Origin of the sequence: Haloarchaeobius litoreus (assembly GCF_024495425.1) — an archaeon.
Classification (GTDB): Archaea; Halobacteriota; Halobacteria; order Halobacteriales; family Natrialbaceae; genus Haloarchaeobius; species Haloarchaeobius litoreus.
The window spans coordinates 471,807-497,931 of the sequence record NZ_JANHJR010000003.1 but is presented as its reverse complement, the minus strand read 5'-3'; the positions used below and the strand labels follow the sequence as shown (position 1 = coordinate 497,931).

Sequence of the window (26,125 nt, the reverse complement as noted above, 5' to 3'; positions counted from 1 at the left end):
TTCCCCTCGACTCGTCGGGAATCGCCGGACATCGGGCGTTTGCGCCCGGCACAACACATATATGCGAAGAATCGATTACGTACGGGTATGTCCCGGGATGCACTGGTCGGCAACCTCACAGCAATGCTCCAGGATGCGGGCTTCGCCGTGAGCGACCGGTGTGCCATCCGACCCAAGAGCTTCGACCTCGCGGCCCGGCGCGGGGAGGACCTCGTCCTCCTGAAGGTGCTCTCGAACATCGACGCGTTCGACGCCGCGACCGGCGCGGAGATGCGCCGGCTGGGCGCGTACCTCAACGCGACCCCGATGGTCATCGGCCTCCGGACCCGCGACGAGGACCTCGAATCGGACGTGGTCTACTTCCGCCACGGCGTCCCCGTCTTCGCGCCCGACACCGCCATGGGCCTGTTCGTCGAGGGCGTCCCACCGCTCGTCTACGCCGCGCCCGGCGGCCTCTACGTCAACATCGACGGCGATCTGCTCGCCGACGAGCGCGAGGAGCAGGACATGAGCCTCGGCCAGCTCGCCAGCGAACTCGGCGTCTCCCGTCGCACCGTCTCGAAGTACGAGGACGGCATGAACGCCTCCGTCGAGGTCGCGATGCGGCTGGAGAAGCTGTTCGACGCACCCCTCACCGCCCCCGTCGACGTGCTGGAGGACGGTGCTGACGAGGTCCGCGACGCCGAGCCCACGCCCGAAGACCCCGACGCCGACCCCGACGACGAGCCGATGGTCGCGGTGATGACCCGCGTCGGCTTCGACGTCCACCCGACGACACGCGCGCCGTTCAAGGCCGTCAGCGAGGACCACGAGGCCAGCGACGACGGCGACGCGTGGGACGTCCGCGAGGACACAATCCTCACCGGTCACTCGGCGTTCACCCAGGCCGCCGAGAAGCGCGCCCGCATCATGGCCTCCATCGGCGACGTGACCCGTACCCGGTCGGTGTACTTCGTCGACCGCTCGAAGCGCGAGTCCGTCGACGGCACCGCCATCGTCGAGCGCGAGGAGGTAGAGAAGCTGCGCGACGCCGAGGAGCTGCGCGAGCTGATCCGCGAGCGCGCCGACGTCGAAGAGCGGCCCGCCTGATTCTCACCGGTACCGACCGCGGCCTTCGATGTCCTGCAGCCGCGTGAGCACCTGCTCGTCGCCGGCCTCGCGGTAGCCGTCGCGGACGACGTCCCGGAGCTCGTCGGGGGCGTCGGCGGTCCCGACGAGGCTCTGGTCGAAGACGTGCAGGTCCATCGCGTAGTCCTCGACGTGGTCGGTGTGGTAGCCGAGGCCGAAGTCCACGAGGTACGTGCGGTCGTCGTCGCCGCCGACCCGGACGTTCCGGGTGGTTGGGTCGCCGTGGACGAACCCGGCGGCGTGGATCGTTGCGAGGTGGCGTCCAACGTCGCGGACCCGTGCCGCCGAGAGGGCGTCGCGCAGGTCCGCCGCGCCGACGTACTCGAACTCGATGGTGGCCGACCCGACGTCGACGTCGCGGACGACCGGCGTCGGGACGCCGACCCGCCGGGCGAGACTCGTCAGCCGGGCTTCCTGTGTCGTGCGCTCGCTCCGCAGCGTCGCGTCGAGGTCGGGGTGGCGGTAGCGCTTCGGGACGCGCCGTTTTCGAACCGTGTCGCCGTCGAACTCGACGACGGCCTCGGCACCGCGGACCGGCCCCGACTCGGGGGCGATGGCGACGTCCTCGTCGTCGTCCCGCCACGTGACCGGCACCTCGTCGGGCCGGAAGTTCGGGTCGACGCGCGACTCGGGGATGGCGAGCGTGTCCCCGGCCGCGTACATCTTCGCGCCGAGGACGGCTATCATCCCGGCGTTGTCGCGCAGGAACCGGGGTTCGGGCGCGAAGAAGTCCGCGCCGCGCTGCTCGCACATCGTCTCGAGCATCCCGCGGAGGCGGGCGTTCTGGCCGACACCGCCCCCGAGGACGAGCTCGTCGCTGCCGGTCAGCGATAGCGCACGCTCGGACACCTCGGTCAGCATCCCGAAGATGTGCTCCTGCAGCGAGAAGCAGACGTCCTCGACCGGGGTGCCGTCGTCGGAGGCCTGCTTCGCCGCGGACATGATGCCCGAGAAGGAGAAGTCCATCCCCTTGACGACGTACGGGAGGTCGACGAACGAGCCGTCGGCGGCGTGGGCCTCGACCTTCGGCCCGCCCGGGTGCGACCAGCCGACGTGGCGGGTGAACTTGTCGATGGCGTTGCCGACGCCGGTGTCCATCGTCTCGCCGAGCACGCGGTAGCGGCCGTCGCGGTAGCCGAGCAGGTGGGCGTTCGCGCCGCTGGCGTTCAGACAGACCGGCGAGGAGAATCCCGACCGGTGGCGGCCGATTTCGAGGTGCGCGACCATGTGGTTGACGCCGACGAGCGGTACGTCGAGCGCCCCGGCCAGCGCCCGGGCCGTGGTCCCGACGATGCGCAGGCAGGGGCCGAGTCCGGGCCCGCGCGAGAAGGCGACCGCGTCGATGGGGTCGTCGACCTGTTCGAGGACGCGCTCGACGACCGCTGGCAGGGCCTCCTGCATGTGCTCGGCGGCCTCGCGCGGGTGGATGCCGCCGCTCTCCGGTTCGTAGGCGTCGGACTCGATGAGAACGTCGTCGGCCTCAGCGTCGTAGCAGGCGGCACTGGCGCACCAGGCCGTGCCCTCGACGCCGAGGACGTGCATCTACTCCCACTCGGTGTAGGAGCACTTCCCGCAGTGCTTGCGGTCGCCGTGGTCGCCGAGGAACGTGTCGCCACAGCGCGGACACAGCTCTCGCTCGGCCTCGCCGTCGTCGTTGTAGTACTCGTGGCGTGCCATCGTCAGGCCTCCTCCGCTTCCTCGCCGGCGTCGTCGGCGCCGATCTTGTTGCGGTCGAGCATGTGGTCCTGCTCGACGTCGCGGGCGCGATCTGCGGTGTCGTACACCTTCGCGTGGCCGACGGTCTTGCGCATCCCGAACTTCGTGTCGAGCTTGCGGATGACGACCTCGTCCGCGTCCTTGTTCAGCATGGCCGCGAGGCTGTCACGAACCGAGAGACGGGACGGGGTCGCCTCCTCGTGAGCCATCTCGAACTTGACGTCCGTTCGGTGCAACATGGGGTTCTCCTCCTCAGAGAGTATCTCGATGTCCATGGTATCCAGTTACCTAATCTACCCCGCGAAGCGGGTAAAAGGATTTCGAAGTGGAGGGTTCGACCCGCTGAGGCGACGCGCGACCGGTAAGCGGCCGTCGTGGCGACCGGCGCACCCACCACGTGTCGCTGTTCCGCACGAGCCTCGATACCGTCGTGAAAATCACATGACAACATCTGCCGAGAGCTTTATCAATCATCCACTAAATTCAAGGGTATGTTCCAGTTCTTACGGCTGCTCGTTCCGAACGCGATTCGGAAGCGGTATGCACTGAAATTCGCTATCGCGCTCGTTCTCCTCGGCGTCGTCGTCGGGGCGGTGGGTCTCGCGGCGACCGCACAGGTCGAACAGGAAGTCGAACAGGGGACCAACGACGAGTACACCATCCTCGCGAATCAGGAGGCGAACGAGCTCGCGAAGTGGAACGAACGGAACAGACAGCTGACACGTATCCTGGCTACCTCCGGAGCGGTCGACAGCGAGAACACGACTCGCATCACCGCGATGTTGTCACAGCGCAGTACCCTCGAGGACGTCGAGGCCATCGACTACGTCAGCCTCGACGACCGGACCATCGAGGCCAGCACCCGTGGGTTCGAGGGCCAGGGCGTCGACAGCCTCGGGATGTCCTCGACCAGCGCGCTCGACGGCATCGAGGGCACGGAGAACCCCCGTCTGGTGGACGTCTACCAGAACGGCCAGCTGCAGGCGGTCACCTACGCTGCGGCGACGGGTGACGGGCACGCCATCCTGCTGACGATGAGCGCGGACGCCTACTCGCTGAACCTGCGCGGCACCGTCGGCGACTCCGGTGCGACCGTCGTCATGGACGGCGACGGGACCATCCTCTTCGACGACCAGTTCGCGTCGCTGTTCTTCGGTCAGACCTACGACGCGAGCCGCGCCGGGGACATCACCGCCGTCGCCGGCGGCAGCAGCAACGACAGCGCGGCGCTCACCACGAGCTCGCCCGACAGCGTCCTCGACAGCAGCACGTACGGCCTCAGGGACGACTACGTCGTCGGCTACGCACCGGTCGAGGGCACCGACTGGGTCGTCGCCGTCCACAAGCCGCAGGACGAGGCCTACGGTGTCGTCTCCGACATCTCCGAGTACGGGCTGTACGTCACCGGCGGCATCGTCCTGCTCATCGGGCTGGTCGGTGCGGTGCTCGGTCGGAACACCGCGACCTCCATCGACCGCCTCCGCGGGAAGGCCGAACAGATGGAGGAGGGCGACCTGAACGTCGAGTTCGAGACCGGCCGGGTCGACAACATCGGGCAGCTGTACGCCGGCTTCGCCTCGATGCGTGACGCGCTGCGCGAGCAGATCCAGAACGCCAACGAGGCACGCGAGGCGGCGGAGCTCGCCCAGGCCGAGGCCGAGGAGATGAACCGCCACCTCGAGCAGAAGGCCGACCAGTACGCCCGGGTGATGCAGTCCTGTGGGGACGGCGACTTCACGGCCCGCATGAACTCGGAGTCCAAGTCGGAGGCGATGAGCGACATCGCGACGGAGTTCAACGAGATGATCGGCGAGATCGAGACGACCGTCGAGCGCCTCAAGAGCTTCGCGAGCGAGGTCGCGACCGCGTCCGAGCAGGTGACCGCCTCCAGCGAGGAGGTCCGCTCCGCGTCGGAGCAGGTGACCGAATCCATCCAGGAGATCTCGGACGGGGCGGAACGGCAGAATCAGAGCCTCCAGAACGTCAGCGGCGAGATGGAGAGCCTCTCGACGACCACGGAGGAGATCGCGGCCTCCTCGAACGAGGTCGCCGACATCGCAGAGCGCACCGCCGAGACCGGCCGTACCGGTCGCGACGCGGCCGAGGACGCCATCGAGGGCATGCGCGAGATCGAGACGGACTCCGAGGCCGCCGTCGAGGCCATCGCCGAGCTCGAGGACGAGATGCAGCAGATCGACGAGCTGACCGAGTTCATCACGGACCTCGCGAAGGAGACGAACATGCTCGCACTGAACGCGAACATCGAGGCCTCACGCGGTGCCGCCGGCAACGCCGACGGCGAGGGCGAAGGCTTCGCGGTCGTCGCCCAGCAGGTCAAGGAGCTCGCGGAAGACACCAAATCCGCGGCCGAGGACATCGAGGAACGCCTCGAGAGCATCCAGGAACAGACCGACGAGACCGCAGAGGAGGTCCAGAACACGGCGGCTCGCGTCTCCCAGAACGTCGAGTCCGTCGAACGCGCGGTCGACGCGCTGGACGAGATCGCCGAGTACGCCCAGGAGACCAACACGGGCGTCCAGGAGATCTCGGCGGCGACCGAGGAGCAGGCGGCGTCCACGCAGGAGGTCGTGGCGATGGTCGACGGCGCGGCGACCATCTCCGAGGAGACCACCAGCGAGGCCGAGAACGTCGCCGCGGCCGCGGAGGAGCAGACCACCGCGCTCACCGAGGTGTCCAACAGCGCGGGCTCGCTCAGCCAGCAGGCGTCCCGCCTGAGCGAGGCCCTCGACCGCTTCGACACGGACGCCACCGCCGACGCGGAGGGCCTGCTCGGCGAGGAGCTCAGTCTCGACGACTCGTTCGACGAACAGGCGCTCGACGCCGACCCGGTAACGGACGCCGACGCTGGCGGGGACGAGCCGGCGGCTGACGACGTGGAGTTCGAGTTCGGCGACGGGGCCGACGAGAACTAGAGCAGCTCGGCGACCCGCCCGTGGTCGCCGTCCATCCGGTCGAGCAACGAACGCATCTCCCGCTTGTTCTCCGCCGTCACTTCGACGTGGACCATGCCTTCGTCGGGCTGGCCGTAGACGACGCTCGCACCCTCGGGCGCGAGCAGGACCGCGGGGAGCGTCGCGAGGTCCTCCTCGCCGTCGACGAAGATGGTCGTCGTCTCGCCGTCTTCGAGCGCCTCGCGGAGCGCGACGAGCAGCTCCTCGGTGATGGTGCCTGCGGGGTTCGGCACGCTCACGTCGGCGTCGACGACCGCCTCGCGGACGGCGTCGTCGACCGGTGCGCGCTTCGTGCGCTCGTCGACCAGCGCCACGTCGGGCTGTCGCCCGGCACTCACGAAGTGGTAGGTGACGATGTCGCCGACGGCGACGAGCGGCCCCGAAACGTCCTGCAGAAGTGTGTTCGCGTCGGTCTCGACCGGGCCCAGCGGCTCCTTGAACGCGCTGCGGAGCGACTCGGGCAGCGTCAGTAGGACCGTCCCGTCGCTGTCCCCGCTCACGTCAACGGACCTTCAGCGCGTACTTGCCGGGCTCCGTGACCTCCATCTCGGTGGCGATGTCGGAGCGCTCGGGGTGGGCGATGATGACGTAGCCCGCCCAGTCCTCCGTCAGCGAGCTGGAGCCACAGGACTCACACGTCGCGTTGTTCGGCTCGTTCACCCGGTGGCACTCGCGGCAGACGACTCTGTCTTGCGCCATCTAATCACCCGCCTGCGCTTCGCGCTTCTGTCTGTCCTCCTCGAGCCAGCCGTGCTTGCCGAGACCGGGCTGTTTCGCCGTCAGCCCGATCTTCGAGTCCCGCGGGTTGCGCTCGTCGATACTCTTGGTGACGATGCGCGCCCGGACGGCGTCGTCGACACCGAGCGTGCGGTTGGACTCGTTGGAGGCGAGCTGCTGGTTCTCGTGGTCGAACGCGAGGTACTCGTCCGAGATCTGCGAGACGTGGAGCAGCCCGTCGACCGGACCGATGCCGACGAAGGCACCGAACTCGACGACCTCGACGACGGTCCCGTCGACGACCTCCTGCATCTGCGGGTCGAACGTGACGGCGTCGAAGTCCGCCTCGTAGTAGACGCCCGGACGGTTCGGGAGGACCGTACCCTCGCCGATGTCGTGGACCCTCGTCACGGTGACGACGCTCCCGACGTCCTCGTCCATGCGACCTTCGAGCTTGTCCTGCAACAGTTTCTTCACGAGGTCCGGGCTGACGTCCCCGAGCTCCTCCGGCGGCACCTCGACCGTGTCCTTGAGCCTGACGCGTTTGTACATCTGTTTATGGTTGAGTTACTGCAAGTTTGTTCTTGCCCCGTAAAGCTATTACCGGAACGCCCGCGTCGAGGACGCGGTCGCGCAGGGGCAGGTCGTTCGTGACGACGTACGCGGCGTGGCCCTCGCGGGCGAGTTCGACGATGGCGTCGTCGGCGTACGATTCCTCCGTGTCGACGATGAGGCAGCGTTCCGTGACGAGGTCGTGACCGACGTTGGCGGCGGTCCCCTCTTCGCCGCCCTTCTCTGAGAGGCGACGGAGCTCCTCGACGACTGCCTGCGGCGCGACCGGGTCGGCACCCTCCACGAGGCGGTCCAGCTCGTCGAACAGCCGCACGTCCAGCTCGACGGGCATCATGAGCGCGTTCGTGTCGAGGGCGACCCGTGTCGACATCGGCTATCCCTGGAGCGTGCCGACTCCGATGAGCCGCCAGCGTGCGCCGACGCGGCGGTTGATGGCGATCTTCGCGCCGTCGGGTGCACACACCGGCCGCTTGAGGTTGACCTCGCACTCGCCCTCGCGGGCGGAGGTGACCGCACCGACCGTGGTGGCGGTGCCGACCGTGAGCATCAGGGGCTCGCCGGTGTTGATGTCCTCGACCTCGCCCATGTCGTCGCCGACGACGCGGTCGAGCAGGTCGACGGACATCGTGAACGCGTCCCACGTCGGCGGGAGCGTCCCCGGAGGGCCGGCGATCTGGCCGGCGAGCGCGTCACCCTTCGTGTAGGAAGGGTCGAGCCCGGTGCCGACACCGAGCAGGCCGCCGGGCGACGCCTCGTCGACGGTCTGGCCGCCCGCCTGGAGCGAGCGGATGGTCGTCTCGATGGGACGGTACTCCGTCTGGCCGCCCTCCTCGACCTCGCGGCCCGGGCGGACCTCGATGTCGTCGTCCGTGTGGAGCCGGCCGCTGACGAGCGACCCGCCGATGACGCCGCCCTTGAGCTGGTCCCACGTGGTGCCCGGTCGGTTGATGTCGAACGACCGCGCGACGTGCATCCGTGCGTCGGCGTCGGGGTCGCGTTCGGGCGTCGGGATTCGCGTCTCGATGGCGTCGATGAGCACGTCGATGTTGACCTCCTGCCCGGCGCTGACCGGGATGATCGGTGCGTCCTCGGCGACGGTGCCCGAGACGAACTCCGTGATCTGCTCGTAGTTCTCGCGGGCGCGGTCGGCGTCGACGAGGTCGACCTTGTTCTGGGCGATGACGATGTTCTCGATGCCGATGATGTCGAGCGCCATCAGGTGCTCCTCGGTCTGGGCCTGGGGCACGTCCTCGGTCGCGCTCACGACGAGGACCGCACCGTCCATGATGGCCGCGCCGGAGAGCATCGTCGCCATCAGCGTCTCGTGACCGGGCGCGTCGACGAACGAGACCGTGCGGACGACCTCGGTGTCCACATCGTGTTCCTCGCAGTGGTCGGCGACGGTGTACGCGTCGGGCTCCTCGCACTCGGGGCAGCGGCGGAACGTGGCGTCCGCGTAGCCGAGGCGGATGGAGATGCCACGCTTCATCTCCTCGGAGTGCTGGTCGGTCCACTCGCCGCTGAGTGCCTGCACGAGTGTCGTCTTCCCGTGGTCGACGTGGCCGACGAGTCCGATGTTCACCTCCGGTTGTTGGTGGTTTCCTGCCATATCGAGAGTAATCTTGGCTACGACTACCCCTGTGCGCTTGATAAACCCACCGTTCTCAGACGCCCGTTACTCGGCCGTCTCGGTTCCGCTTGCCCCCGAATCGGACACCTCCAGCAGGGTCCAGACCGGCGTCACGACCACCGCGCCGAGGCCGAACACCAGCGAAGCGACCTCGACGAGGTCGCCGCTGGCACCCTGTGTCGTCAGGATGAGGATGCCGAGCTGTACGACGACGATTCCGAGCAGCATGGAGGTACCGTTGGACGAATACATCGGTGATGGCCGGGACGGACGACTGATACCGGGTGTGTGCTCTCGTCCCCCGTCTCACCCCGGCGGCCACAGCACGCCGATCCCCAGCGTCGTCACGACCGCGAGCAGCAGCTGGAGCGGCGCGCCGACGCGCAGGTAGTCCGTGAACCGGTAGCCGCCCGGCCCGTACACCATCAGGTTCGTCTGGTAGCCGATGGGCGTCATGAACGCCGTCGAGCCGGCGAACGTGACCGCGAGCACGAACGAGAACGGGTCGGCGCCGAGTTCGTTCGCGGACTGTGCCGCAACCGGCACCAGCAGCGCGACGCTCGCGACCGGCGTGATGACGTTCGCGAGCAGGCCCGTCAGCACGTAGAACGCGCCGACGACCAGCAGCAGGTCGGCTCCCTCGGCCAACAGCACCAGCAGGTCGGCGAGGTAGTCCGCACCGCCGGACGCCTGGAGCGCGGCCGACAGCGGGAGGATACCCGCGAGCAGGAAGATGACGTTCCACGACACCGCGTCGTAGGCGTCGTCGATGTCGAGACAGCCGGTGACGACCATCGCGACGACGCCACCGAGGGCGGTGACGACGATGGGGAAGTGCGTGAACGCCGCGAGACCGATGACGGTGAGCAGGATACCGACGGCGACGGGCGTCTTCGGCGAGAGCGCGGGCTTCTCCGTCTCGTCGGCCGGCCCGCGCGTCACCAGTACCTCGTCCTCGTCCGCGAGCAGTTCGGCCGCCGTCGAGGTGGCGTAGACGAGCAGGGAGTCGCCGCCCGAGAGTTCGAACGCGTCGAGACGCTCGTGGGTGACCCGACTCCCGCGTCGGATGGCCATAACCGTTCCGCCGTACCGTTCCCGGAACCGCAGTTCGGCGAGGGTATCGCCCACGAACTCCGACTCCGGAGGGATGACGAGTTCGAGCAGTTCGCCGCGTATCCACGGCGCGCTCAGGCTGTCGCCGCTCACCTCCTCGCGGGGAAGCTGCCGGAGGTCGTACGCCTCCGCGAAGCGGTTCACGTCCTGCAGGTTCGCGCGGACGGTGAGCACGTCGCCAGCCACGATGTCGCGGTCGCTGCCGGGCGCGATGAACACCTCCTCGTCGCGGACGAGCTGGAGCACGTCGACGTCGAGGTCCATCGACGTGAAGGCGTCCTCGACGCGCTGGCCGACCAGCGCGGAGGACTCCCGGACCCGGACCTGCGCGAGGTAGTCGCTGACCTCGTAGGTGTCGGTCACGTCGAGCGTCGCCGGCACCCGCTCGGGGAGCAGTCGCGGGGCGACCGTCAACAGGTAGACGCTCCCGACGAGCAGGACGACGACCCCCAGCGGCGTGAGTTCGAACATCCCGATGGGACCGTGGTCGGGCACCAGGTCGGTCGCGACGAGGTCGGAGGCGACGATGTTCGTCGATGTCCCGATGAGCGTCAGCGTTCCCCCGAGCATGGCGGCGTAGGAGAGCGGGATGAGGAACTTCGACGGTGAGAGGTGGCTCTCCTCGGCGAGGTCGCTGATCATCGGGATGAAGACGGCGACGACCGGCGTGTTGTTGACGATGCCGGCGAGTGGCCCCGTCGTTCCGACCGTCGCGGCGAGGACGCGCCGCTCGTTGCCGTCGGTCACGCGGGCGAGGACCGCACCGAGCCACTGGACCGCGCCGGTCCGCTGGACTCCCTCGCTCAACATGTACATCGCCATGATGGTCACGGTCGCGGCACTCGCGAAGCCGGAGATGGCCGTCGCCGGGCCGACGGTTGTCCACGGTTCGAGGACGACCAGGGAGACGAGCACCGAGAGCGCCGTCACGTCCGGGGAGACGACCTCCGCCACGAACGACAGCAGCGCTACGGCGGTGATGGCGAACACCACGAGCATCGCCGTCGTGGGTTCTGGGACGGCCATTGCCGGCCGTTCTCCCGTCGGGCAGAAATAGCTACCCACACGAAGTCGGTCCGTCGGCGAGTCGACGTCGCTCGGAGACGGATATTTACCCCCGCGAGACCAACCCCGCCTGTGCGCGAATTCGCGTTCGAACAGCGGCTCTGTGCCAGTCTGGAGCGCGAGGTCGACGGCGTGCTCGCGCGACAGCTGGGCGGCGGCGTCCACAGTGCGCGCCGGGTGCTCGACGTGGTCGTGGTCGAACCAGGCCCGACGTTCGACGACCGTGCCGCCATCACCGGGCGGTCCATCCCCCGCCGGGCCATCGAGAGCGATGTCGGGCGTGGCCGCTCGCGGGACTGGCGCGGGGCGTTCGATCTGCCGGCGGAGCGGGCCCGTGGCATCGTCGAGCGCGCCGTCGAGGTGGGCTTCTTCGAGCGCGACCCGACCGCGGGGGCGGAGCACGTCCGGCGAGCGTGTCGCTACCCGGACGGCTGGTTCGACCGGCTCGTCGCCGTCGAGAACAAGCCCGACCTCGGCGCGCCGGGCGATCTGGAGACACAGCTCCTGAAGGATGTCCGGCTGGGGCTCGTCGACGAGGTGGTGCTGGCGACGGCGAGCCACGTCACCCGGGCGCATCTGAACCGTCTCCCCGATGCGGTCGGCGTCTGGCGCTTCGACCCCGAGACGCTGGACCGCAGCGTCGTCAGGGAGGCGACGCCGCTGCCGGTCGACGAGCACGGGACCGAGATCGTCGAGGAGCACGCCGGCTGGACGGAGGTGCGCCTCGCGAGCCCGACGGCCAAGGCCCGGGCGCGACGCCGGCTGGCCGAGCGTGCCTACGGCAAGGGCTGGCGAGTCGACGAGTTCCCCGGCTGTGCGCGGGTCCGGGACGAAGCCGCCGCTGGCGGTGGTGGCCTCCCGCGTTGCGAGTGGAAGGGCCGTGTGGTCGACCCCGGCAACGAGTGCGGGCCGGACTGTCCGGGTTTCGAAGGGGACGACCCGCCGTCGGTCGACGTGGCGGGCGAACGCGACCGACGGACGGGCTGGGTGGCGGAGCCGGACGGGCTGGCGAGCAGGCAGGCGGGGCTGGACCGCTTCGGTTGAGCGGGGCCGTCGCTATCGGAGGGCGTACAGACGGCACGAGGGAGGGGCGCGGACCGATGTGCCGTACGACCGCTGACCGGTCCGCGGGGACTCGTCAGGGCACGCCGCCGTTGCCCCCGGCATCTCACTTGAACCCGCGGCCGGGAGATGTCAGAAACTGGACCAAAACGAGCTACAGGGAACGCTTTACTTGGATGCTCACGAACGACTGTCTATGAGCAGACCGGACAGCAAACCGGACATCAACGAGTGCGAGGCCTGCGTCGCGCCCGCGAAGGCGTTCTCGGTGGTGGGCAACGAGACGCGGCTGTCCATCCTCGAGGCGCTCTGGCGGGCCGAGGAGCGACCGGTCCGGTTCTCGGACCTCCGCGAGACCGTCGGGATGCGCGACAGCGCCCAGTTCAACTACCACCTCCAGCAGCTCACCGACCAGTTCGTCGTGAACACGGACGACGGCTACGACCTGCGCTACGCCGGCACGAAGGTGGTTCGGGCGGTCATCGCCGGCGAGTTCAACCAGAACCCGCGCTGGGGGCCGCACGGACTGGACGCCGACTGCGTCACCTGCGGTGGCTCGCTCGTCGCCGCATACGAGGACGAGACCATCGGCATCGAGTGTGCCGACTGCGGCCACCCCCACGGCGAGTACCCGTTCCCGCCGGGAGGGCTGACCGACCGCGACCGCGACGAGGTGATGCGAGCGTTCGACCAGCGCGTCCGCCACCTCCACTGCCTCGCCGCCGACGGCGTCTGTCCCGAGTGCAGCGGGCGGATGGCGAGCCACGTCGAGCGCGAGGGCGACTGCTGCATCGGCTCGGACGTCCGCGTCGAGCACGTCTGCCAGCAGTGCGGTCACTCGCTCTGCTCGGCCATCGGTCTCGTGCTGCTCGACCAGTCCGACGTGGTCCACTTCCACCGCGAGCACGGCATCGACCTCAACGGCACGCCGTACTGGGAGCTCCCCTGGTGCGTCTCCGACCACGGCACGACCGTCCACTCGATGGACCCGTTCTCTGTCACCGTGACCATCGAGCTCGACGGCGACTCCCTCGCGGTCACCATCGACGACGACCTCGCCGTCGCCGATGTCGAGCGCACGGCCGCGGTTCCGGCGGACGACTGACCGCGGCCGCTGTCCGGTTTCTCCGTCTCTCACTCCTGTCTGCGACCGGTGGTGAAGGGAATTTCAGTACACGCGCTTACAGAAATGTATTTCAGATTACACTTATGGGGTCCACGGTCCTACGAATAGATGAGAACAGATGAGTACGACCACCATCGCGCTCGGCCGGAAGAACCGACCCCAGACCACCATCGTCCCGCAGGGACTCGGCCGCGCCCTGCTCGCCGTCGTCGCCGTCCTCGCGCTGGCGACCGTCGCGCTGACGCTCGTCCCCGGCCTGGCGCTCGCCATCGGCCTGGCTGTCTACGCCGCGCTCCTCGTCGGGGTCGTCGCGAGCCCGGTCGCGCTCGTCCTCCTCGTCGCCGAGACGCTCTAGCTGCCCGGGCGAACGGCCGCACCTGTCGTCAAACCTTCTACAGCTCGTACGTCTCCCCGTCGACGGCGATGGCGTCGTCGAACGCCTGCTCGACCGGGTAGAAGTGCGCCGCGTGGACGACCCGCGTCACGTCGGCGTCGATGTCCTCGCCGAGCGCGAGCGCGCCCTCGTAGGTCATGTGCTTCGTGCCGAACGTCCGGAAGACGCCGTCATCGTCGGCGTGGTCGCCACCGAGCGGGTGGTGCCTGCAGAGGTCGGCCGGGACGATACCGTCGGCGAGCAGCAGGTCGGGGTCCCGCAGCACGTCCCGCGAGTCCTCACCCAGTGCGTAGCTCGAATCGCCCGAGATGGCGAGTTTCCCGCCCGTCTCCGGGTCCTCGATGGCGAGCCCGTAACAGACCAGCGGCGGGTGGACGACCGGGACGAGCGTCACCTCGAAGCCGCAGGTCTCGAACGGCTCGAACGGCGTCTCGTGGTTCACCGTCACCGCGTCGAGGTAGTCGTACTTCCGGTCGACGGTGTCGGCGACGCTCTCGCCCGTCTCCGGGTCTGTCTCGTTCGCGGCGTACACCTGCAGCCCGTCGAGCAGCCGGTACGCGTTGCCGAGCCCGTCGAGGTGGTCGAAGTGGATGTGGGTGACGACGGCGGCGTCCGGCAGGTCGACGTCGTTGTGGAGGAACTGGTAGCGGAAGTCGGGGCTGCAGTCGACCAGCAGCGACTCGTCGGTGCGCTCGTTGTGGACGTGCACGGAGAACCGGGTGCGCTCGACGCCACGTTCGAGGGCCGCCTGGCACGTATCGCAGTCGCAGCCGGGCGTCGGCGTCCCCGTCGTGTCGCCCGTTCCGAGCAGCGTGACCAGCATCGTGCCCGCCTTTGCGGTCGGGAGCGAAAAAGGCGCGGGTTGGCGGCCGGTCGTCGGATCTCAGCCGTCGTGGCTGTGGTCGTGGTCGCCGTGGTCGTGCCCCGAGCCGTCGCCAGCGATGTCGCCGCCGGCGACGAGTGCGTCGTGGTCGCCCCCGATCATGTCCATGTTCTTCAGGTTGTCGCGCTCCTCGAAGTCCGCGACCGCTGCCTCGAGGTCCTCCTGGGTCAGCGTCGTCCGCTCCTCGGTAAGCGCGTCGAGGACGGCCTCGCGCATGACCAGCCGGAGGTCGCTCCCGGTGAGCCCCTCGGTGATGTCGGCGATGGCGTCGGGGTCGAACTCCTCGATGTCCATCGCGCGGGTGATGATGCGGAGGATATCCGAACGCATCCCGTGGTCGGGTTTGGGGAAGTTGACGATCTCGTCGAAGCGCCGCCAGGCCGCGGCGTCGAGCTGGTCCGGGTGGTTCGTCGCGCCGATGAGCAGCACGTCGTCCTGGATGAGCGAGATGTCGTCGATGCTCTTGAGCAGGGTGTTCACCGCACGCTTGATGGCGTTGTGCTCGTCGCCGCCGCGCGTCTTCGCGACGAAGTCGAACTCGTCCATGAACAGGATACACGGCGAGAGCCGCTTGGCCACCTCGAACGTCTTCTCGACGTTCTTCGCCGTCTCGCCGAGGTACTGGCTGGTGATCATCGAGAGCTTCACCTCGACGAACGGGAGGTCGAGCTTGTACGCCAGCCCCTTCGCGGCGGAGGTCTTCCCGGTCCCCGGCGGGCCGACGAACAGCAGCTTGCCGATCTCGCGCAGGCCGATCTCGGCGAGGTACTCCCGGTGCTCGATGGCCTTCACGACCTTCTGGATCTCGCCCTCCTGCTCCTCGGTGAGGACGATGTCGTCGAGCGTCTGGTCGATCTCCTCGGGCGCGCGGATGTCGACGAGGTCGAGCATCTCCTCGTCCTCCTCGTCCTCGAACATCTCGTCGAGCAGCGAGTCGATCCAGACGCGGTCGGCCTGGATGGGGCGGTTGGCCTCCCGGGCCTCCTCGTAGGTGAGGTCGTCGAACTGGTCGGCGAACTCCCAGGCGAGGGTGGGGTTGCGGCGCAGCGTCTCCGCGTCCACGCGCTCGAGGAACCAGTTCTCGGCCATCTCCGGCTGGGTCAGCTTCAGCTTGCCCGAGAACTCGTCGCGGTCGGTGAACAGGAGCTCGGAAATCGCGTCCCACGGGTGGTCGATGCCCGTCGCCGCCCGGGCCGTCTTGTTCGTGACCGTGAGCGGTCGCTCGACCTCGCCGTCGACGTAGAACACGCGTCGGAACCGCGGTGGGAGGTCGTTCTCGTCCAGCTCGCGGTTCTCGGTGTAGATATCGGCGGTCAACAGGAACTCGACAACCGATAGCGCCGCGTTACTCATTCCTTCAGAGGTTGACGCCACGGCCGCTTAAGGCCGTCGGAGCGCCGATTACGTGCCGAGCGTGGAGGACTCGGCCGCTCGGACTGGTCGCGCCGCGGCCCGGAGCCAGCCGTCACCGACGATGGACCGGGCCGCCGTCTGCAGCCGGTCGGTCGGTGCCGTCGAGGCAGGTATCGTCGCGCTCGACTGCTCGGGTGGCGGTACGTCTGCCGATTCGGACAGCGCCGACTCGTTCACGTAGACGACGAAGGGGGTGCCCGGGCCGAGGTTCTGGTCGGTCCGGTTGACCGTCGCGAAGCGCTGGAACTCGCGGGCCTCGTAGCCCTGCTCGACGAGCCACTGGTGGATGTCCTCCGCGTCGTCACCGTTCGAGCCGTTCCCGATGGCGACGACGACCGGCGCGTTCGTCCGGTTGACCTGCCGGAGCGTGATGGCCGTGTCGTAGACGAACTGCTGGCCCTCGGTCGCGTTCGCGCGGTACTGGTACATCTCCATGTACCACATCAGCGTCCGGCGTTCGTAGTAGCCCTGCGAGGCGGGTGGCTGGAAGTCGTCGCTCAGGTTCGACGTGTAGTACTCGTTGCCGTAGAACAGCACGTCGACGTCGTCGGGCCCGCCCTGCTCGCGGCCGATGCGCTCGACGTCCTGCAGCGTGTCCTTCAGGTCCGTACTGGAGGACTGGGCGTACTGGACGAGCATGTTGTCGGGGTCCTGGTCGTTCACGTACACCAGCCCGACGGCTGTCGTGGCGACCTGCCCGGAGACGAGCAGGAGGATGACGACCGTCAGCGCGACGCCGACGGGGTCGTCGTCGGTGAACGACTCGATGCCCCAGCGGAAGACGATGGCGAGGCCGACCGCCGCCGGGATGGCCAGCGCGATGATGGCGTGGCTCGTCGCCCAGCCCGCGCGGATGTCCGTCGCGATGGGGTAGCCGAGCACGCTGACGAAGCCCCAGTACGACGCGAGCGCGACGAGGTCCCGCGGGCCGTCGCTGCTGTAGCGGTCCACGACGAACCCGACGATGGCGAACGCACACAACACGAGCGCGGCGGCCTCCAGCACGTTGATGTAGTGCTCGAAGAACGCGAGGTAGGAGTTGCCGTGGTCGCTCGCCCACTGGCCGGTGAACTCCTCCCACGAGCCGAGTATGGACTCCCGGACGACGGCGAGGAACATGTCGGGGTCGCCGCCGGCGAGCTGACCGAGCGAGTTCCACAGCCCGATGCCCTGTCCCGCCTGCTCCGGTCCGGGCCAGCCCGCGGCGTGTTGCTTCGTGTAGCCGCCGCCGCGGGGCGCGTAGAACAGCACGATGATGGCGAAGAACTCGACGGCGAGGCCGACCGCCACCCCGACCGAGACCACGATCGAGCGCCAACCCGTGACCCACCAGTCGATGTGCCGGTCGATGAGGCCGTTCACGTCCCCGCCCGCGAGCACGCCCCACGACCCGCGCAGGTCGAACGGCAGCACCCAGTCGAGGTAGTCGACGAGGACGCCCCAGACCGTCAGGTCGTCCGCGACCGGCGCGCGGAACAGCCGATGGTCGAGCAGGAGTGCGGCCGCCCCCAGCCAGCAGACCGGATACAGCAGCGCGTTCTCCTTCGTCGTCAGGGCGAGCGCGAGCGTGGCGACGGCGGCGGCGAGGTACCGGCGCTGGCGCTCGTCGTAGTAGCGCAGGAAGAACCCGACGGTGAACGCGACGAACACGACGAGCGGGATGTCAGAGCGCATGAACCGCGAGTAGTACAGCAGCACCGGGTTGAACGCGAGGAACAGCCCGAGGGCGACGACCTCGGTGTCCCGCAGGTGCTTCCGGTAGAGCCACGCCGAGAGCGGGAGCGCCGCGCCGAGGATGGCGACCGGGAGCCGGGCGGTGAAGTCCGAGGGCCCCAGCAACTGGAAGACGTACTTGTCGACGTGGAACAGGAACGGCCCGTGGACGATGGGTCGGTACTCGTACGCGCCGGTCTCGAGGTACCGGAGCACCCAGTACGCGACCCGGCCCTCGTCCTGGTGGACGAGCCGCTCGCCGAGCCACACCAGCCGCGCGGCGAGGCCGACCACGGCGATGACCACCAGCGCGCCGAGCGTGCGGTTGCTCGATTCCTGGGGATGGTCGTCGTTGCCCGCGAGGTCGCTCGCCTCGGGGTCGTGGTTCCAGCTGTCGTGTTCGGGCTCGTCGTCGTCGGCCGTCTCGGTGGCATCGTCCGCTGTCGTCCACTCGTCCCACTCGTCGTCGTCATCGGTTGGCTCGCCGGCGCGCTCACCGGGCGTGTCGTCGTGGGCGTCGCGGTCGTCGTGAGCGTCGCGGTCGTCGTGTCCCGTGGGCTGGTCGCGGTCGTCGGCCTCGTCGCGGTCGTCCGCCGGGGGAGAGGACGACGACCCGCCGTCGGCGCGGAGGGCGTCCGCCGGAGGGCTGGCGGGCGGCGTGGGGTCGTCGGTCATTACTCGCTTCCAGCGAGAGCGTGCCTAAACCCTTTTTGGGTTCCGTTCGCCGGCACGACGCCCGAAATCGGGGCCGGTGTCGGGTGGCTGGAACGATTCCGGACGCTCGCGAGCGGTCCGAATAAACTCCCGGCACGATTACTGCCCGTTCAGCCGTGATTTAAGGTTGTGCCTCCCAACGCTTCAGGTATGCCAGCACACACGCCCGTCATCGCGGCCGCGTACCGGACACCCCAGGGTCGCCAGGGTGGCGTCTACGAGAACACCCGCGGCGAGGACCTCTCCGTCCCGCTCATCGACGAGATACTCGCCGAGAACGGCCTCTCCGGCGAGGACATCGACGACCTGATGTGGGGCTGTGCCCAGCAGCGTGGCGAGCAGGACAACAACGTCGCCCGTATCATCGCCCTGATGTCCGAACTCGGCGAGAGCGTGCCCGCGACGACCATCAACCGCTGGTGTGCCTCCTCGATGCAGGCGGTCATCTCCGCGTCCGATGCCGTCGCCGCCGGCAACCGCGACTGCATCATCGCGGGCGGCTTCGAGAACATGAGCCGCGTCCCCATGGGCGGCGGGATGGACAGCCGAAGCTTCCACCCCGCGTTCCAGGAGATGTACAACATGATCGAGCTCCAGATGGGGATGACCGCAGAGAAGGTCGCCGACGAGTTCGACATCTCGCGCGAGGCACAGGACCGCTACGCCGTCCAGAGCCACCAGCGCGCCGCCGCGGCCACCGAGGAGGGGCGCTTCGACGACGAGATCATCCCCATCGAGGCCGAGGTCACCGTCGAGGAGGACGAGGACGGCGAGCCCGTCGAGACCGAGGTCCGCACCATCACCGAGGACGAGGGCATCCGTCCCGACACCGACTTCGAGACGCTCCAGAGCCTCCCGCCCGCGTTCATGGAGGACATCACGGCCGGGAACTCCAGCCAGATCTCCGACGGTGCGGCCGCGACGCTCGTCACCTCCAAGGAGTTCGCCGAGGCGCACGACCTCGAGATCCTCGCCGAGGTCGGCACGAACAACGTCGCCGGCGTCGACCCCACCATCATGGGTATCGGTCCGGTGCCGGCGACCCGCGGCCTGCTCGAACGCAACGGCCGCGACATCGAGGACTACGACCTCGTCGAGCTCAACGAGGCGTTCGCCTCCCAGACGGTGTACGCCCGCGAGGAGCTCGGTATCGACGAGGACATCTTCAACGTCAACGGCGGCGCAATCGCCATCGGCCACCCGCTCGGTGCGTCCGGTGCCCGCCTGCCCGTGACGCTCATCCACGAGCTCAGAAAGCGCGGCGGCGGCCGCGGCCTGGCGACGCTCTGTGTCGGCTTCGGGCAGGGTGCTGCCATCGAGTTCGAGGTCAACGGCGAGTAAGCCTTCGCGGTCACTTTTTGGCCCAGCTTTTGCGAGTGACGAGCGCAGCGAGGAGCGAGACAAAAGGTGGTCGTGCCAGGGCGCGGCCATCGAGTTCGACGTCAACGGGGAGTAATCGACCGACTCTGCGGTTCTCGTCTTTTTGAGCTGGATAGTGACGACGCTCCACTGACCAACCGACTGGCGCGCGGCCCGCGAGCGTGCCGAGCAACGCGAGGCCGCTCGCAGACGCTCGTGCGAGGGATGAGAAGCGCAGGGAGCCTGCGACCGAGCATCGCAAGCGGCTGGGGAGGCGTGAGGGCGGTTGCGGTCGCAGTGGGCGGGACTGAAAGGGACGAGTCGCTGGAGGAAGGCGGCCGAAGCAAGGACCGCAGGCACGAGGACCGGTCACGAGACGCTCGCGTCTCGTGAGCACACCGGAAATCGTAGATTTCCGGGGACGCAGCGAGGCCCCCGACTCCAGCGACTCGGGGCTTTCTGGCTGTTCGCAGAGACCGACTCGTCAGCACGCCCGCCGACAGACACACTCGGGCAGGAGAACCGACTTTTCACACCCAGAAACAGCCGCGGTGGCTTCATACCACCGGCCGACGAACGAATCCAACAATGACCGACGCGGCCATCGTGACGGACGGCCTCACCAAGGAGTACGACGGGGAGACGGCGGTCGGCGACCTCGACCTGCGCATCGAGAGCGGCGAGGTGTTCGGATTTTTAGGCCCGAACGGCGCGGGGAAGACGACGACGATGCGGATGCTGACGACACTGACGCGCCCGACCTCGGGCACCGCGCACGTCGCCGGCCAGTCCATCACCGACCGCGAGTCGGTGACGCCGCACATCGGCTACCTGCCGGAGGAGCCACCGCTGTACGAGGAGCTCACCGGGCGCGAGCAGCTGGAGTACGTCGCCGGGCTGCGTGACATCCCGGACGACGAGGCCGGGGAGCGCATCGAATCCCTGCTCGCGAGGTTCGACCTGCTCGACGACGCGGACAAGCGCATCGACGCCTACTCGAAGGGGATGCGCCAGAAGACGGGCGTCATCCAGGCGGTGCTGCACGAGCCCGAGGTCGCGTTCCTCGACGAGCCGACGTCGGGACTGGACCCGCGGGCGGCACGGACGATGCGGGACACCATCGCCGACCTCGCGGACCAGGAGATGACGGTGTTCCTCTCGACGCACATCCTGCCGGTCGTCGACGAGCTGGCGGACCGTATCGGCGTGCTGCACGACGGGCGGCTCGTTGCCCAGGGTGCGCCGGAGGAGCTGAAGCGGCGCGCGGAGACGGGGGAGGCGACCAGCCTTGAGGACGCGTTCCTCGCGGTGACGACGGAGGAGGAGGCGGCGCCCGCCGAGTCGCCGGCGGAATGAGCCGCGCCGACGGACGCCGACGGGGAACAGCTTGATTGCCACCGGCCGTGAACCGGGTCGACCATGACCGACCACGTCCGTATCGATTTCTCGCTACCGAGTCACGACGTGGAGGGGGGATGCATCGAGCTATCGAGATCCTAACCGATCGAAGACGGAGCTATTGCTAATCGACATCACCAATAGATTTTTCGCGTGCATATCCGTACGGTGAAACGAACGATGACGAACACCCCCCACCGAGAGCATCCAGTTCGCGTTCGCCTCCTGCAGACGGCTCGAACTACTGGAGCGACTCGCCGACGAACCCGCAGCCCCCTCCGAACTGGTCTCCAAGCTACCAATCTCCCGTCGAACCGTTCACAGACACGTCACGGATCTGGTCGACCGTGAATGGGTCGTGAAGCAGGACGGCCGCTACCGACTTACTGTCTCGGGCGAATTACTACTGACGGTCTGCGACAGCACCAAGGACGCGTTTGAGGCTGTCAAGGAATGTCGACCAGTCCTCGACAGGCTACCACAGGAGCATGCCCCAGACCCGGCTTGGCTGACCGATGTCGATTCCTTCCTCGCCACCCGAAAGTGTCCGTACCGGCCGATACAGCGTGTCGAAACCATCATTGACGAGACCACGTCGTCGATTCGCACCCTCAGCCCGAGCATCGGTTGGCTGCTCGTCGACCGTCGCGATGATCTCGGACAGATTTCGGTCGTGACGTGCGCTCATTGCTACGATTCCGAGAGTAAAGAGGTGTCGAATCCGTTGTCAGAACTAGACACAGCCGATGGGGTTACTCTGCATCTAATCGACGAAGATCTGATTTTCGGTCTCCTACTCACGGACCGGGTGACACTCGTCCTCGGATACGACGATACGCTTCGTCTCACGGGGTGTATCGAATCCAGAAGTGACGAACTCCGGTCGTGGGCGTCGACTGTCTTCGACCGGCACCTCTCCTGTGCGACTACTTCAGAGCAAGTGTGTGACTAGCACCATCACAACCGGCACTACCTGCGAGTTTCGACAGCTTCCGACGACACCGACGCCAAATAGCTATAACACATTTCCAATGGTGGTTTCGGATATGGGTCACGACGAACCCACATCTGGACCCGAGACGAGTAGGCGTTCAATACTGCGGACGGTCGGAGCCGGCACTGCCGGCTCGCTCCTCTTGACCGGGACGAGTCTCGCATCAAGCGAGGCGGTTTCCGTCAGAGAGGCCGGTATCGCGGACGAATTTAACGACCACGTCGCGAACGCCCGGATGGACGAAGCGTTCGCGCTGCTGGAAGCACACAATGTCGCCCACGAGAAGGTTACCGACTCGCTCTCGGTACACCAGGAGCCCGACTACTACGACGACAGTGTCTCCACGAACGACTGGTACCAGAAGGACGGTACCGACGTCACGTTCTACACGAGCGTCTGGGACGAATCATCCGACGAGTACGCTATCGGCCTGAGTTGGGGCCTCGAACGGCCCGACTGGTACGGCGATCCCGACGGACCCACCCCCGTAGACGTACCCGTACTGGCGTTCGAACAGGACATCTTCGGCTACGTCGACGACAGTGCCATCCTCAGCGGCAAGCTCCAGAACTACTCCGGCACCAACTCCGTCGACGGGAAGACCGACCTGCTCTCAGAGCCCGGGAGTCCCGAGCCCGACGCACCGGCCAACGGACTCGTCGCGGAGTTTCACGACGCCTACAGCGAGGACCGTGACGGGAACGGAACTCCGGACTGGTTCCCCGTCGGTATCGGTGCCGTCCAGATACGGGTGACGAAGCAGAACACGGGCACCACCGGTATCGTCGCCGGGCTCTACACGCACACGTGGAGCATCTTCGATGTCGCAAACTGGGACATCCTCGCGAACACAAGCATCACGATACCCGGCACAGGCATCTCGGTCGGTGTCCCGTGGAGCAGCGACAAGTGGGAACTCCCGAACCAGGACAACAGAGACCAGAACCTCTGAGGTCGGGAGTTCCGCGAAACCGACGAATCCGAGGACGAAGTTATACGTACCAACCGGGTGTACTATTGGCCATGACCACTGTCTACGATGCGATCAACATATTCATCGGTCTCGCCCTGATGGCAGTGACGGCGTACTCCGCCATGAACACGATGCTGACGAAGGCAGCGCCGAACACATTGCTCGTCACAAGTAGCGGAACGCTCGGCGCGGTCGTCACGCTCGCGCTATTCGCGCTCGGCGGGATCATGGCCGCACACGGGCTCTCCGGTTGGCGTGCCGGTGGTTCGCGGGTACGTTGACTAGCATCGGCTGAGCGACGAGTGCTTTCTCCCGTCACAGCTCGACGCGCGAGCAGATGCGCGTCTCGGTGCCGTTGGACTCCAGGTGCGCGAGGTCCCGGATCTCCATCTCCCAGTCGAACTCGCGGTCCGAGAGGAACGTCACGACCTCCCCCGCCAGCTCCGCGTCGAGACTGTAGTATGCGAGCGTGACGTGCGGGAACCACCGGTCCGGGTGGTAGTAGTCGTCCGCGTGGTCCGCGAAGTCGGTGAGCCGCGACCAGAGGCTGTCGTGCAGCTCGGCCAGTTCGGGCGAGCGGGCGACGGGCAGGTAGACGACGGGTGCGGCGGTGAACACGCCCAGGCCGCCGGTACGGACGGTGAAGGGGTCGACCTCCGGACGCACCGAGTGGAGCCGCGACTCGACGGTCGAGGCGTCGTAGGTCTCCGCGACGTGGTAGGAGACGTGCGGCGGCGGGAGCTCGGAGGCCGGGTCGATGCCGAACTCGTCCGCCAGGTCGTCCCAGAGGTCCAGTACCCGCTGGTGGTGCTCGTCGGGCAACGTCGAGATGACTGCCGAGTGCATCGGGTATCACGCAGCCGCCGACGAGTCACTCCCCCGTCGCGTCGGACATGCGTCAGACGCTTCGGGGGTCTGTGAAATAACGTTGTTGGCGAACCTACCTGTTCGTGGAGACGAACGCCTGCCCACCACCCTCACCCGGTGCCGCGACGAGGTCGACACGCCGACGTGACAGGTCAGTCCTCGCAGAAAGCACTTACAGGAGGGTGTCGACCGGTCACCCATGAGACGGTCCCGCCGCGCCCTCCTCGCGAGTCTCGGTACGGCCGCACTCGCGGGCTGTACCGGCGACACGCCCGCCGACGAGACCGACCCTGCCGCGACGACCACCGGCCGAACCGTGACGACCACCGGCCGAACCGTGACGACCACCGACAGCACCGGGACGAGTCGTCCGGAACCCGGGCAGCCGTCGAGCGTCGACGCCGACTGGCCGATGCCCGCCGCCGACCACGGACTGAGCAACGCCAGCCTCGACGCCGCCGGTCCGGCGAGCGAACTCGCCGAACTCTGGGCGACCGATGTCGGCACCGAGCTCTCGGGCCCGACCCTCGCCGACGGCACGCTCTACGTGGGTGGCGACGACGGCACCGTCCGTGCGTTCGACGCCCGCGACGGCACCGAAGGCTGGCAGCGGTCCGTCGGCTCCGACGCCGGAACGCCCTGGGTCGTCGACGGGGCTCTCGTCGTTCCCACCGGAACGCGCGTCGTCTCGCTCACCAGGGACGGCCGGACCGAGAACTGGCGCGTCGAGACTGGCTCCCGTGACGCGTTCCTGACAGCGTCCCACGGCGTCTATCACGTCACGGGCGGCGCTGGTCCCGAACTCGTGAAGCTCGCGCTCTCCGACGGGGGCGAGCAGTGGCGAGCCAACCTGGGCGAGGGGACCGCCCCACCCCCCTGGTCGCCGCCGCTGTTCGCGAGCGACGGGCTCGTCTACGTCTCGACGGGAACGCACGCCGGCGTGCCGTGGCAGTTCGACCCGGCAGACGGCTCGTCCGTCGGCGAGACCGAGCTTCGTGGGACCGGACGTGGCCACCACTTCCCCGGCGAGAAGTGTTACCTCGACGGCACCGTCTACGCCTCGGACGCCTTCTACGGCGACCTGTGGGCGTTCTCAGCGAAGTCGGACACGTACGAAAGACGCTGGCACACCGAGTTCGCGGGCGGGAGTGCCGTGCTGGGCGGCGAACTGATCGCTGGCGACGGCGAGCGAATCTTCGCCCACAACCGGTCCGAGAGCTCGTTCCACGGCATGTCCGGCGGTGCCGGGCGCAACTGGTCGGCCGACTCCGTCGGCGAACTCGTCGCCCGGCCCGTCGTAACCGAAGAGACGGTGCTCGCGCTCACTGCGGACCGGCTGTACTGCTTCGACCCACAGGACGGGACTCGTCTGTGGAGCCGCTCGCGTGAGGGCATCGGCACCGAGTTCGCCGTCGCCGACGACCTGCTCTTCACGACCGACGGCGGGACGCTCCGGGCGTTCCGGTCGGTGTGAAGCGACGCTCCCGAAACCGGCGTCGGTCTATTCGAGTGCCTCCGGCGGCTCCGGAAGCCGGCCGATGTCGTCGGGGTCGTGGTGGACGTAGACATCGGCGTCGGCCAGCTCGGCCCGGCGCTTGATGGCCTGGATGGACTCGACGGAGTCCTCCAGCGAGTGCGCGAACGACGCCGCCAGCTCGCCCTCGTAGCCCTCGCGGTGGTTCGCCGCGTCGATGGCGAGGATGACGGTGCCCGCGTCGGACAGTTCCACCTGTACCGACTGGTGGCCGGGCGAGTGTCCCGGCGTCGGGAACGCGACGACGCTCCCGTCGCCGAACACGTCGTACTCGCCGCGGACGGCGGTCACGTCGTAGTCCATCCGGCGCAGGTGGTGGACGTCGCCGGTGACGTAGAACAGGCGCTGGACGCCGTCCGGGTAGAACGCGTAGCGCAGCTCCTCCTTCTGGACGACGAACTCGGCGTCGGGGAACAGGTCGATGTTCCCCGCGTGGTCGGTGTGCAGGTGGCTCAACACCACCTTGTCGATGTCCTCGGGTGCGTAGCCGATGCCGTCGAGCAGGTTCACGAGGTGCTGGTCCTCGGTCTGCTCGAGCGTCTCCAGCAGGGGAGCCATGTGGGCCGCGCCGGCGGGGCCGTACGACGCCGGGTCGGCGACCAGCTCGGGGCTGACGCCCGTGTCCACCAGCACCGTCCCCTCGGGGTGTTCGACGAGGTAGGCGGGGCAGGTGCCGCGGTACGGCTCCCCGGGCTTTTGCATCTGGACCGCTGCGGAGAAGTCGAACGTCCAGTGTGCTGTGTTCAGCGTGTAGAGTGCCGTCGCTGCCATGCGAACGACT

26 protein-coding genes are annotated in these 26,125 nt (G+C 67.9%); 11 read left to right on the top strand and 15 right to left on the bottom strand.

Annotated elements, in window-relative coordinates; translation table 11 throughout:
• Window positions 1-87: 87 nt before the first annotated feature.
• Window positions 88-1,089, top strand: coding sequence for a transcriptional regulator (locus NOW55_RS14955; protein WP_256400915.1), 1,002 nt, complete (start codon window positions 88-90; stop codon window positions 1,087-1,089).
• A 3-nt stretch (window positions 1,090-1,092) separates the two neighbouring features.
• Here the strand turns inward: NOW55_RS14955 and NOW55_RS14950 are convergent, their stop codons facing one another.
• From NOW55_RS14950 to NOW55_RS14940, 3 genes are read right to left on the bottom strand one after another with little or no spacing between them, the layout of a single operon-like run.
• A complete protein-coding gene (locus tag NOW55_RS14950) occupies window positions 1,093-2,670 on the bottom strand; it encodes a bifunctional N(6)-L-threonylcarbamoyladenine synthase/serine/threonine protein kinase (protein WP_256400914.1) in 1,578 nt (525 codons plus the stop codon).
• Complete coding sequence (locus tag NOW55_RS14945) at window positions 2,671-2,805, bottom strand: 30S ribosomal protein S27ae (protein ID WP_256400913.1); 135 nt, start codon at window positions 2,803-2,805, stop codon at window positions 2,671-2,673.
• Window positions 2,806-2,807: 2 nt separating this feature from the next.
• On the bottom strand, window positions 2,808-3,119 hold the full coding sequence (locus NOW55_RS14940; protein ID WP_256400912.1) for a 30S ribosomal protein S24e: 312 nt from the start codon (window positions 3,117-3,119) through the stop codon (window positions 2,808-2,810).
• Between the two features lie 216 nt (window positions 3,120-3,335).
• Between NOW55_RS14940 and NOW55_RS14935 the strand changes: the two genes are divergently transcribed.
• The gene (locus NOW55_RS14935) at window positions 3,336-5,777 is read left to right on the top strand and encodes a methyl-accepting chemotaxis protein (protein WP_256400911.1); all 2,442 of its coding nucleotides are present in this window, start codon (window positions 3,336-3,338) and stop codon (window positions 5,775-5,777) included.
• Here NOW55_RS14935 and NOW55_RS14930 read toward each other — a convergent pair.
• From NOW55_RS14930 to NOW55_RS14900, 7 genes are all read right to left on the bottom strand, one after another.
• Complete coding sequence (locus NOW55_RS14930; protein ID WP_256400910.1) at window positions 5,774-6,316, bottom strand: GTP-dependent dephospho-CoA kinase family protein; 543 nt, start codon at window positions 6,314-6,316, stop codon at window positions 5,774-5,776. The genes NOW55_RS14935 and NOW55_RS14930 overlap by 4 nt on opposite strands.
• A gap of 1 nt (window position 6,317) precedes the next feature.
• Window positions 6,318-6,515: a transcription elongation factor subunit Spt4 gene (gene spt4 / locus NOW55_RS14925; protein WP_089732326.1), complete on the bottom strand. Its 198-nt coding sequence runs from the start codon at window positions 6,513-6,515 to the stop codon at window positions 6,318-6,320.
• A complete protein-coding gene (locus NOW55_RS14920) occupies window positions 6,516-7,085 on the bottom strand; it encodes a DNA-directed RNA polymerase (protein ID WP_256400909.1) in 570 nt (189 codons plus the stop codon). It lies immediately after the preceding gene.
• A gap of 4 nt (window positions 7,086-7,089) precedes the next feature.
• On the bottom strand, window positions 7,090-7,476 hold the full coding sequence (locus NOW55_RS14915) for a type II toxin-antitoxin system VapC family toxin (protein WP_256400908.1): 387 nt from the start codon (window positions 7,474-7,476) through the stop codon (window positions 7,090-7,092).
• 3 nt (window positions 7,477-7,479) lie between these two features.
• The gene (locus tag NOW55_RS14910; RefSeq protein ID WP_256400907.1) at window positions 7,480-8,715 is read right to left on the bottom strand and encodes a translation initiation factor IF-2 subunit gamma; all 1,236 of its coding nucleotides are present in this window, start codon (window positions 8,713-8,715) and stop codon (window positions 7,480-7,482) included.
• Between the two features lie 66 nt (window positions 8,716-8,781).
• Complete coding sequence (locus NOW55_RS14905) at window positions 8,782-8,988, bottom strand: hypothetical protein (RefSeq protein ID WP_256400906.1); 207 nt, start codon at window positions 8,986-8,988, stop codon at window positions 8,782-8,784.
• A gap of 54 nt (window positions 8,989-9,042) precedes the next feature.
• Window positions 9,043-10,875 carry an SLC13 family permease gene (locus NOW55_RS14900; RefSeq protein WP_256400905.1) on the bottom strand — a complete coding sequence of 611 codons (1,833 nt, stop codon included), beginning with the start codon at window positions 10,873-10,875 and terminating at the stop codon, window positions 9,043-9,045.
• Between the two features lie 111 nt (window positions 10,876-10,986).
• Here NOW55_RS14900 and NOW55_RS14895 point away from each other — a divergent pair, with 111 nt between their 5' ends.
• From NOW55_RS14895 to NOW55_RS14885, 3 genes are all read left to right on the top strand, one after another.
• Entirely contained in the window at window positions 10,987-11,958 is a 972-nt protein-coding gene (locus NOW55_RS14895) for a DUF5787 family protein (RefSeq protein ID WP_256400904.1), read from the top strand.
• Window positions 11,959-12,172: 214 nt separating this feature from the next.
• Window positions 12,173-13,081, top strand: coding sequence for a DUF7351 domain-containing protein (locus tag NOW55_RS14890; protein WP_256400903.1), 909 nt, complete (start codon window positions 12,173-12,175; stop codon window positions 13,079-13,081).
• Between the two features lie 139 nt (window positions 13,082-13,220).
• Window positions 13,221-13,457 carry a hypothetical protein gene (locus NOW55_RS14885; protein WP_256400902.1) on the top strand — a complete coding sequence of 79 codons (237 nt, stop codon included), beginning with the start codon at window positions 13,221-13,223 and terminating at the stop codon, window positions 13,455-13,457.
• Between the two features lie 37 nt (window positions 13,458-13,494).
• Here the strand turns inward: NOW55_RS14885 and NOW55_RS14880 are convergent, their stop codons facing one another.
• The 3 genes from NOW55_RS14880 to NOW55_RS14870 are packed head-to-tail and all read right to left on the bottom strand — an operon-like array spanning window position 13,495 to window position 18,180.
• Window positions 13,495-14,319: an MBL fold metallo-hydrolase gene (locus NOW55_RS14880; RefSeq protein ID WP_256400901.1), complete on the bottom strand. Its 825-nt coding sequence runs from the start codon at window positions 14,317-14,319 to the stop codon at window positions 13,495-13,497.
• A 60-nt stretch (window positions 14,320-14,379) separates the two neighbouring features.
• A complete protein-coding gene (locus NOW55_RS14875; RefSeq protein ID WP_256400900.1) occupies window positions 14,380-15,732 on the bottom strand; it encodes an ATP-binding protein in 1,353 nt (450 codons plus the stop codon).
• A 48-nt stretch (window positions 15,733-15,780) separates the two neighbouring features.
• Window positions 15,781-18,180 carry a flippase activity-associated protein Agl23 gene (locus NOW55_RS14870; RefSeq protein ID WP_256400899.1) on the bottom strand — a complete coding sequence of 800 codons (2,400 nt, stop codon included), beginning with the start codon at window positions 18,178-18,180 and terminating at the stop codon, window positions 15,781-15,783.
• Between the two features lie 189 nt (window positions 18,181-18,369).
• Here NOW55_RS14870 and NOW55_RS14865 point away from each other — a divergent pair, with 189 nt between their 5' ends.
• The 5 genes from NOW55_RS14865 (at window position 18,370) to NOW55_RS14845 (ending at window position 23,224) form a co-directional block, all read left to right on the top strand.
• Window positions 18,370-19,560: a thiolase family protein gene (locus NOW55_RS14865; RefSeq protein ID WP_256400898.1), complete on the top strand. Its 1,191-nt coding sequence runs from the start codon at window positions 18,370-18,372 to the stop codon at window positions 19,558-19,560.
• Window positions 19,561-20,166: 606 nt separating this feature from the next.
• On the top strand, window positions 20,167-20,934 hold the full coding sequence (locus NOW55_RS14860) for an ABC transporter ATP-binding protein (protein ID WP_256400897.1): 768 nt from the start codon (window positions 20,167-20,169) through the stop codon (window positions 20,932-20,934).
• Window positions 20,935-21,181: 247 nt separating this feature from the next.
• Window positions 21,182-21,928, top strand: coding sequence for a helix-turn-helix transcriptional regulator (locus NOW55_RS14855; protein ID WP_438266583.1), 747 nt, complete (start codon window positions 21,182-21,184; stop codon window positions 21,926-21,928).
• Between the two features lie 94 nt (window positions 21,929-22,022).
• Complete coding sequence (locus NOW55_RS14850) at window positions 22,023-22,922, top strand: hypothetical protein (protein ID WP_256400895.1); 900 nt, start codon at window positions 22,023-22,025, stop codon at window positions 22,920-22,922.
• Between the two features lie 71 nt (window positions 22,923-22,993).
• Window positions 22,994-23,224 carry a hypothetical protein gene (locus tag NOW55_RS14845; protein WP_256400894.1) on the top strand — a complete coding sequence of 77 codons (231 nt, stop codon included), beginning with the start codon at window positions 22,994-22,996 and terminating at the stop codon, window positions 23,222-23,224.
• A gap of 34 nt (window positions 23,225-23,258) precedes the next feature.
• On the opposite strand, the gene NOW55_RS14840 is transcribed toward NOW55_RS14845, so the two are convergent.
• Window positions 23,259-23,789 (bottom strand): 2'-5' RNA ligase family protein, encoded by a 531-nt coding sequence (locus tag NOW55_RS14840; RefSeq protein ID WP_256400893.1) that lies wholly within the window; start codon window positions 23,787-23,789, stop codon window positions 23,259-23,261.
• Between the two features lie 220 nt (window positions 23,790-24,009).
• Here NOW55_RS14840 and NOW55_RS14835 point away from each other — a divergent pair, with 220 nt between their 5' ends.
• Entirely contained in the window at window positions 24,010-25,284 is a 1,275-nt protein-coding gene (locus NOW55_RS14835) for an outer membrane protein assembly factor BamB family protein (RefSeq protein ID WP_256400892.1), read from the top strand.
• A gap of 27 nt (window positions 25,285-25,311) precedes the next feature.
• Here NOW55_RS14835 and NOW55_RS14830 read toward each other — a convergent pair whose 3' ends face one another.
• On the bottom strand, window positions 25,312-26,115 hold the full coding sequence (locus NOW55_RS14830; RefSeq protein ID WP_256400891.1) for an N-acyl homoserine lactonase family protein: 804 nt from the start codon (window positions 26,113-26,115) through the stop codon (window positions 25,312-25,314).
• Window positions 26,116-26,125: the final 10 nt, after the last annotated feature.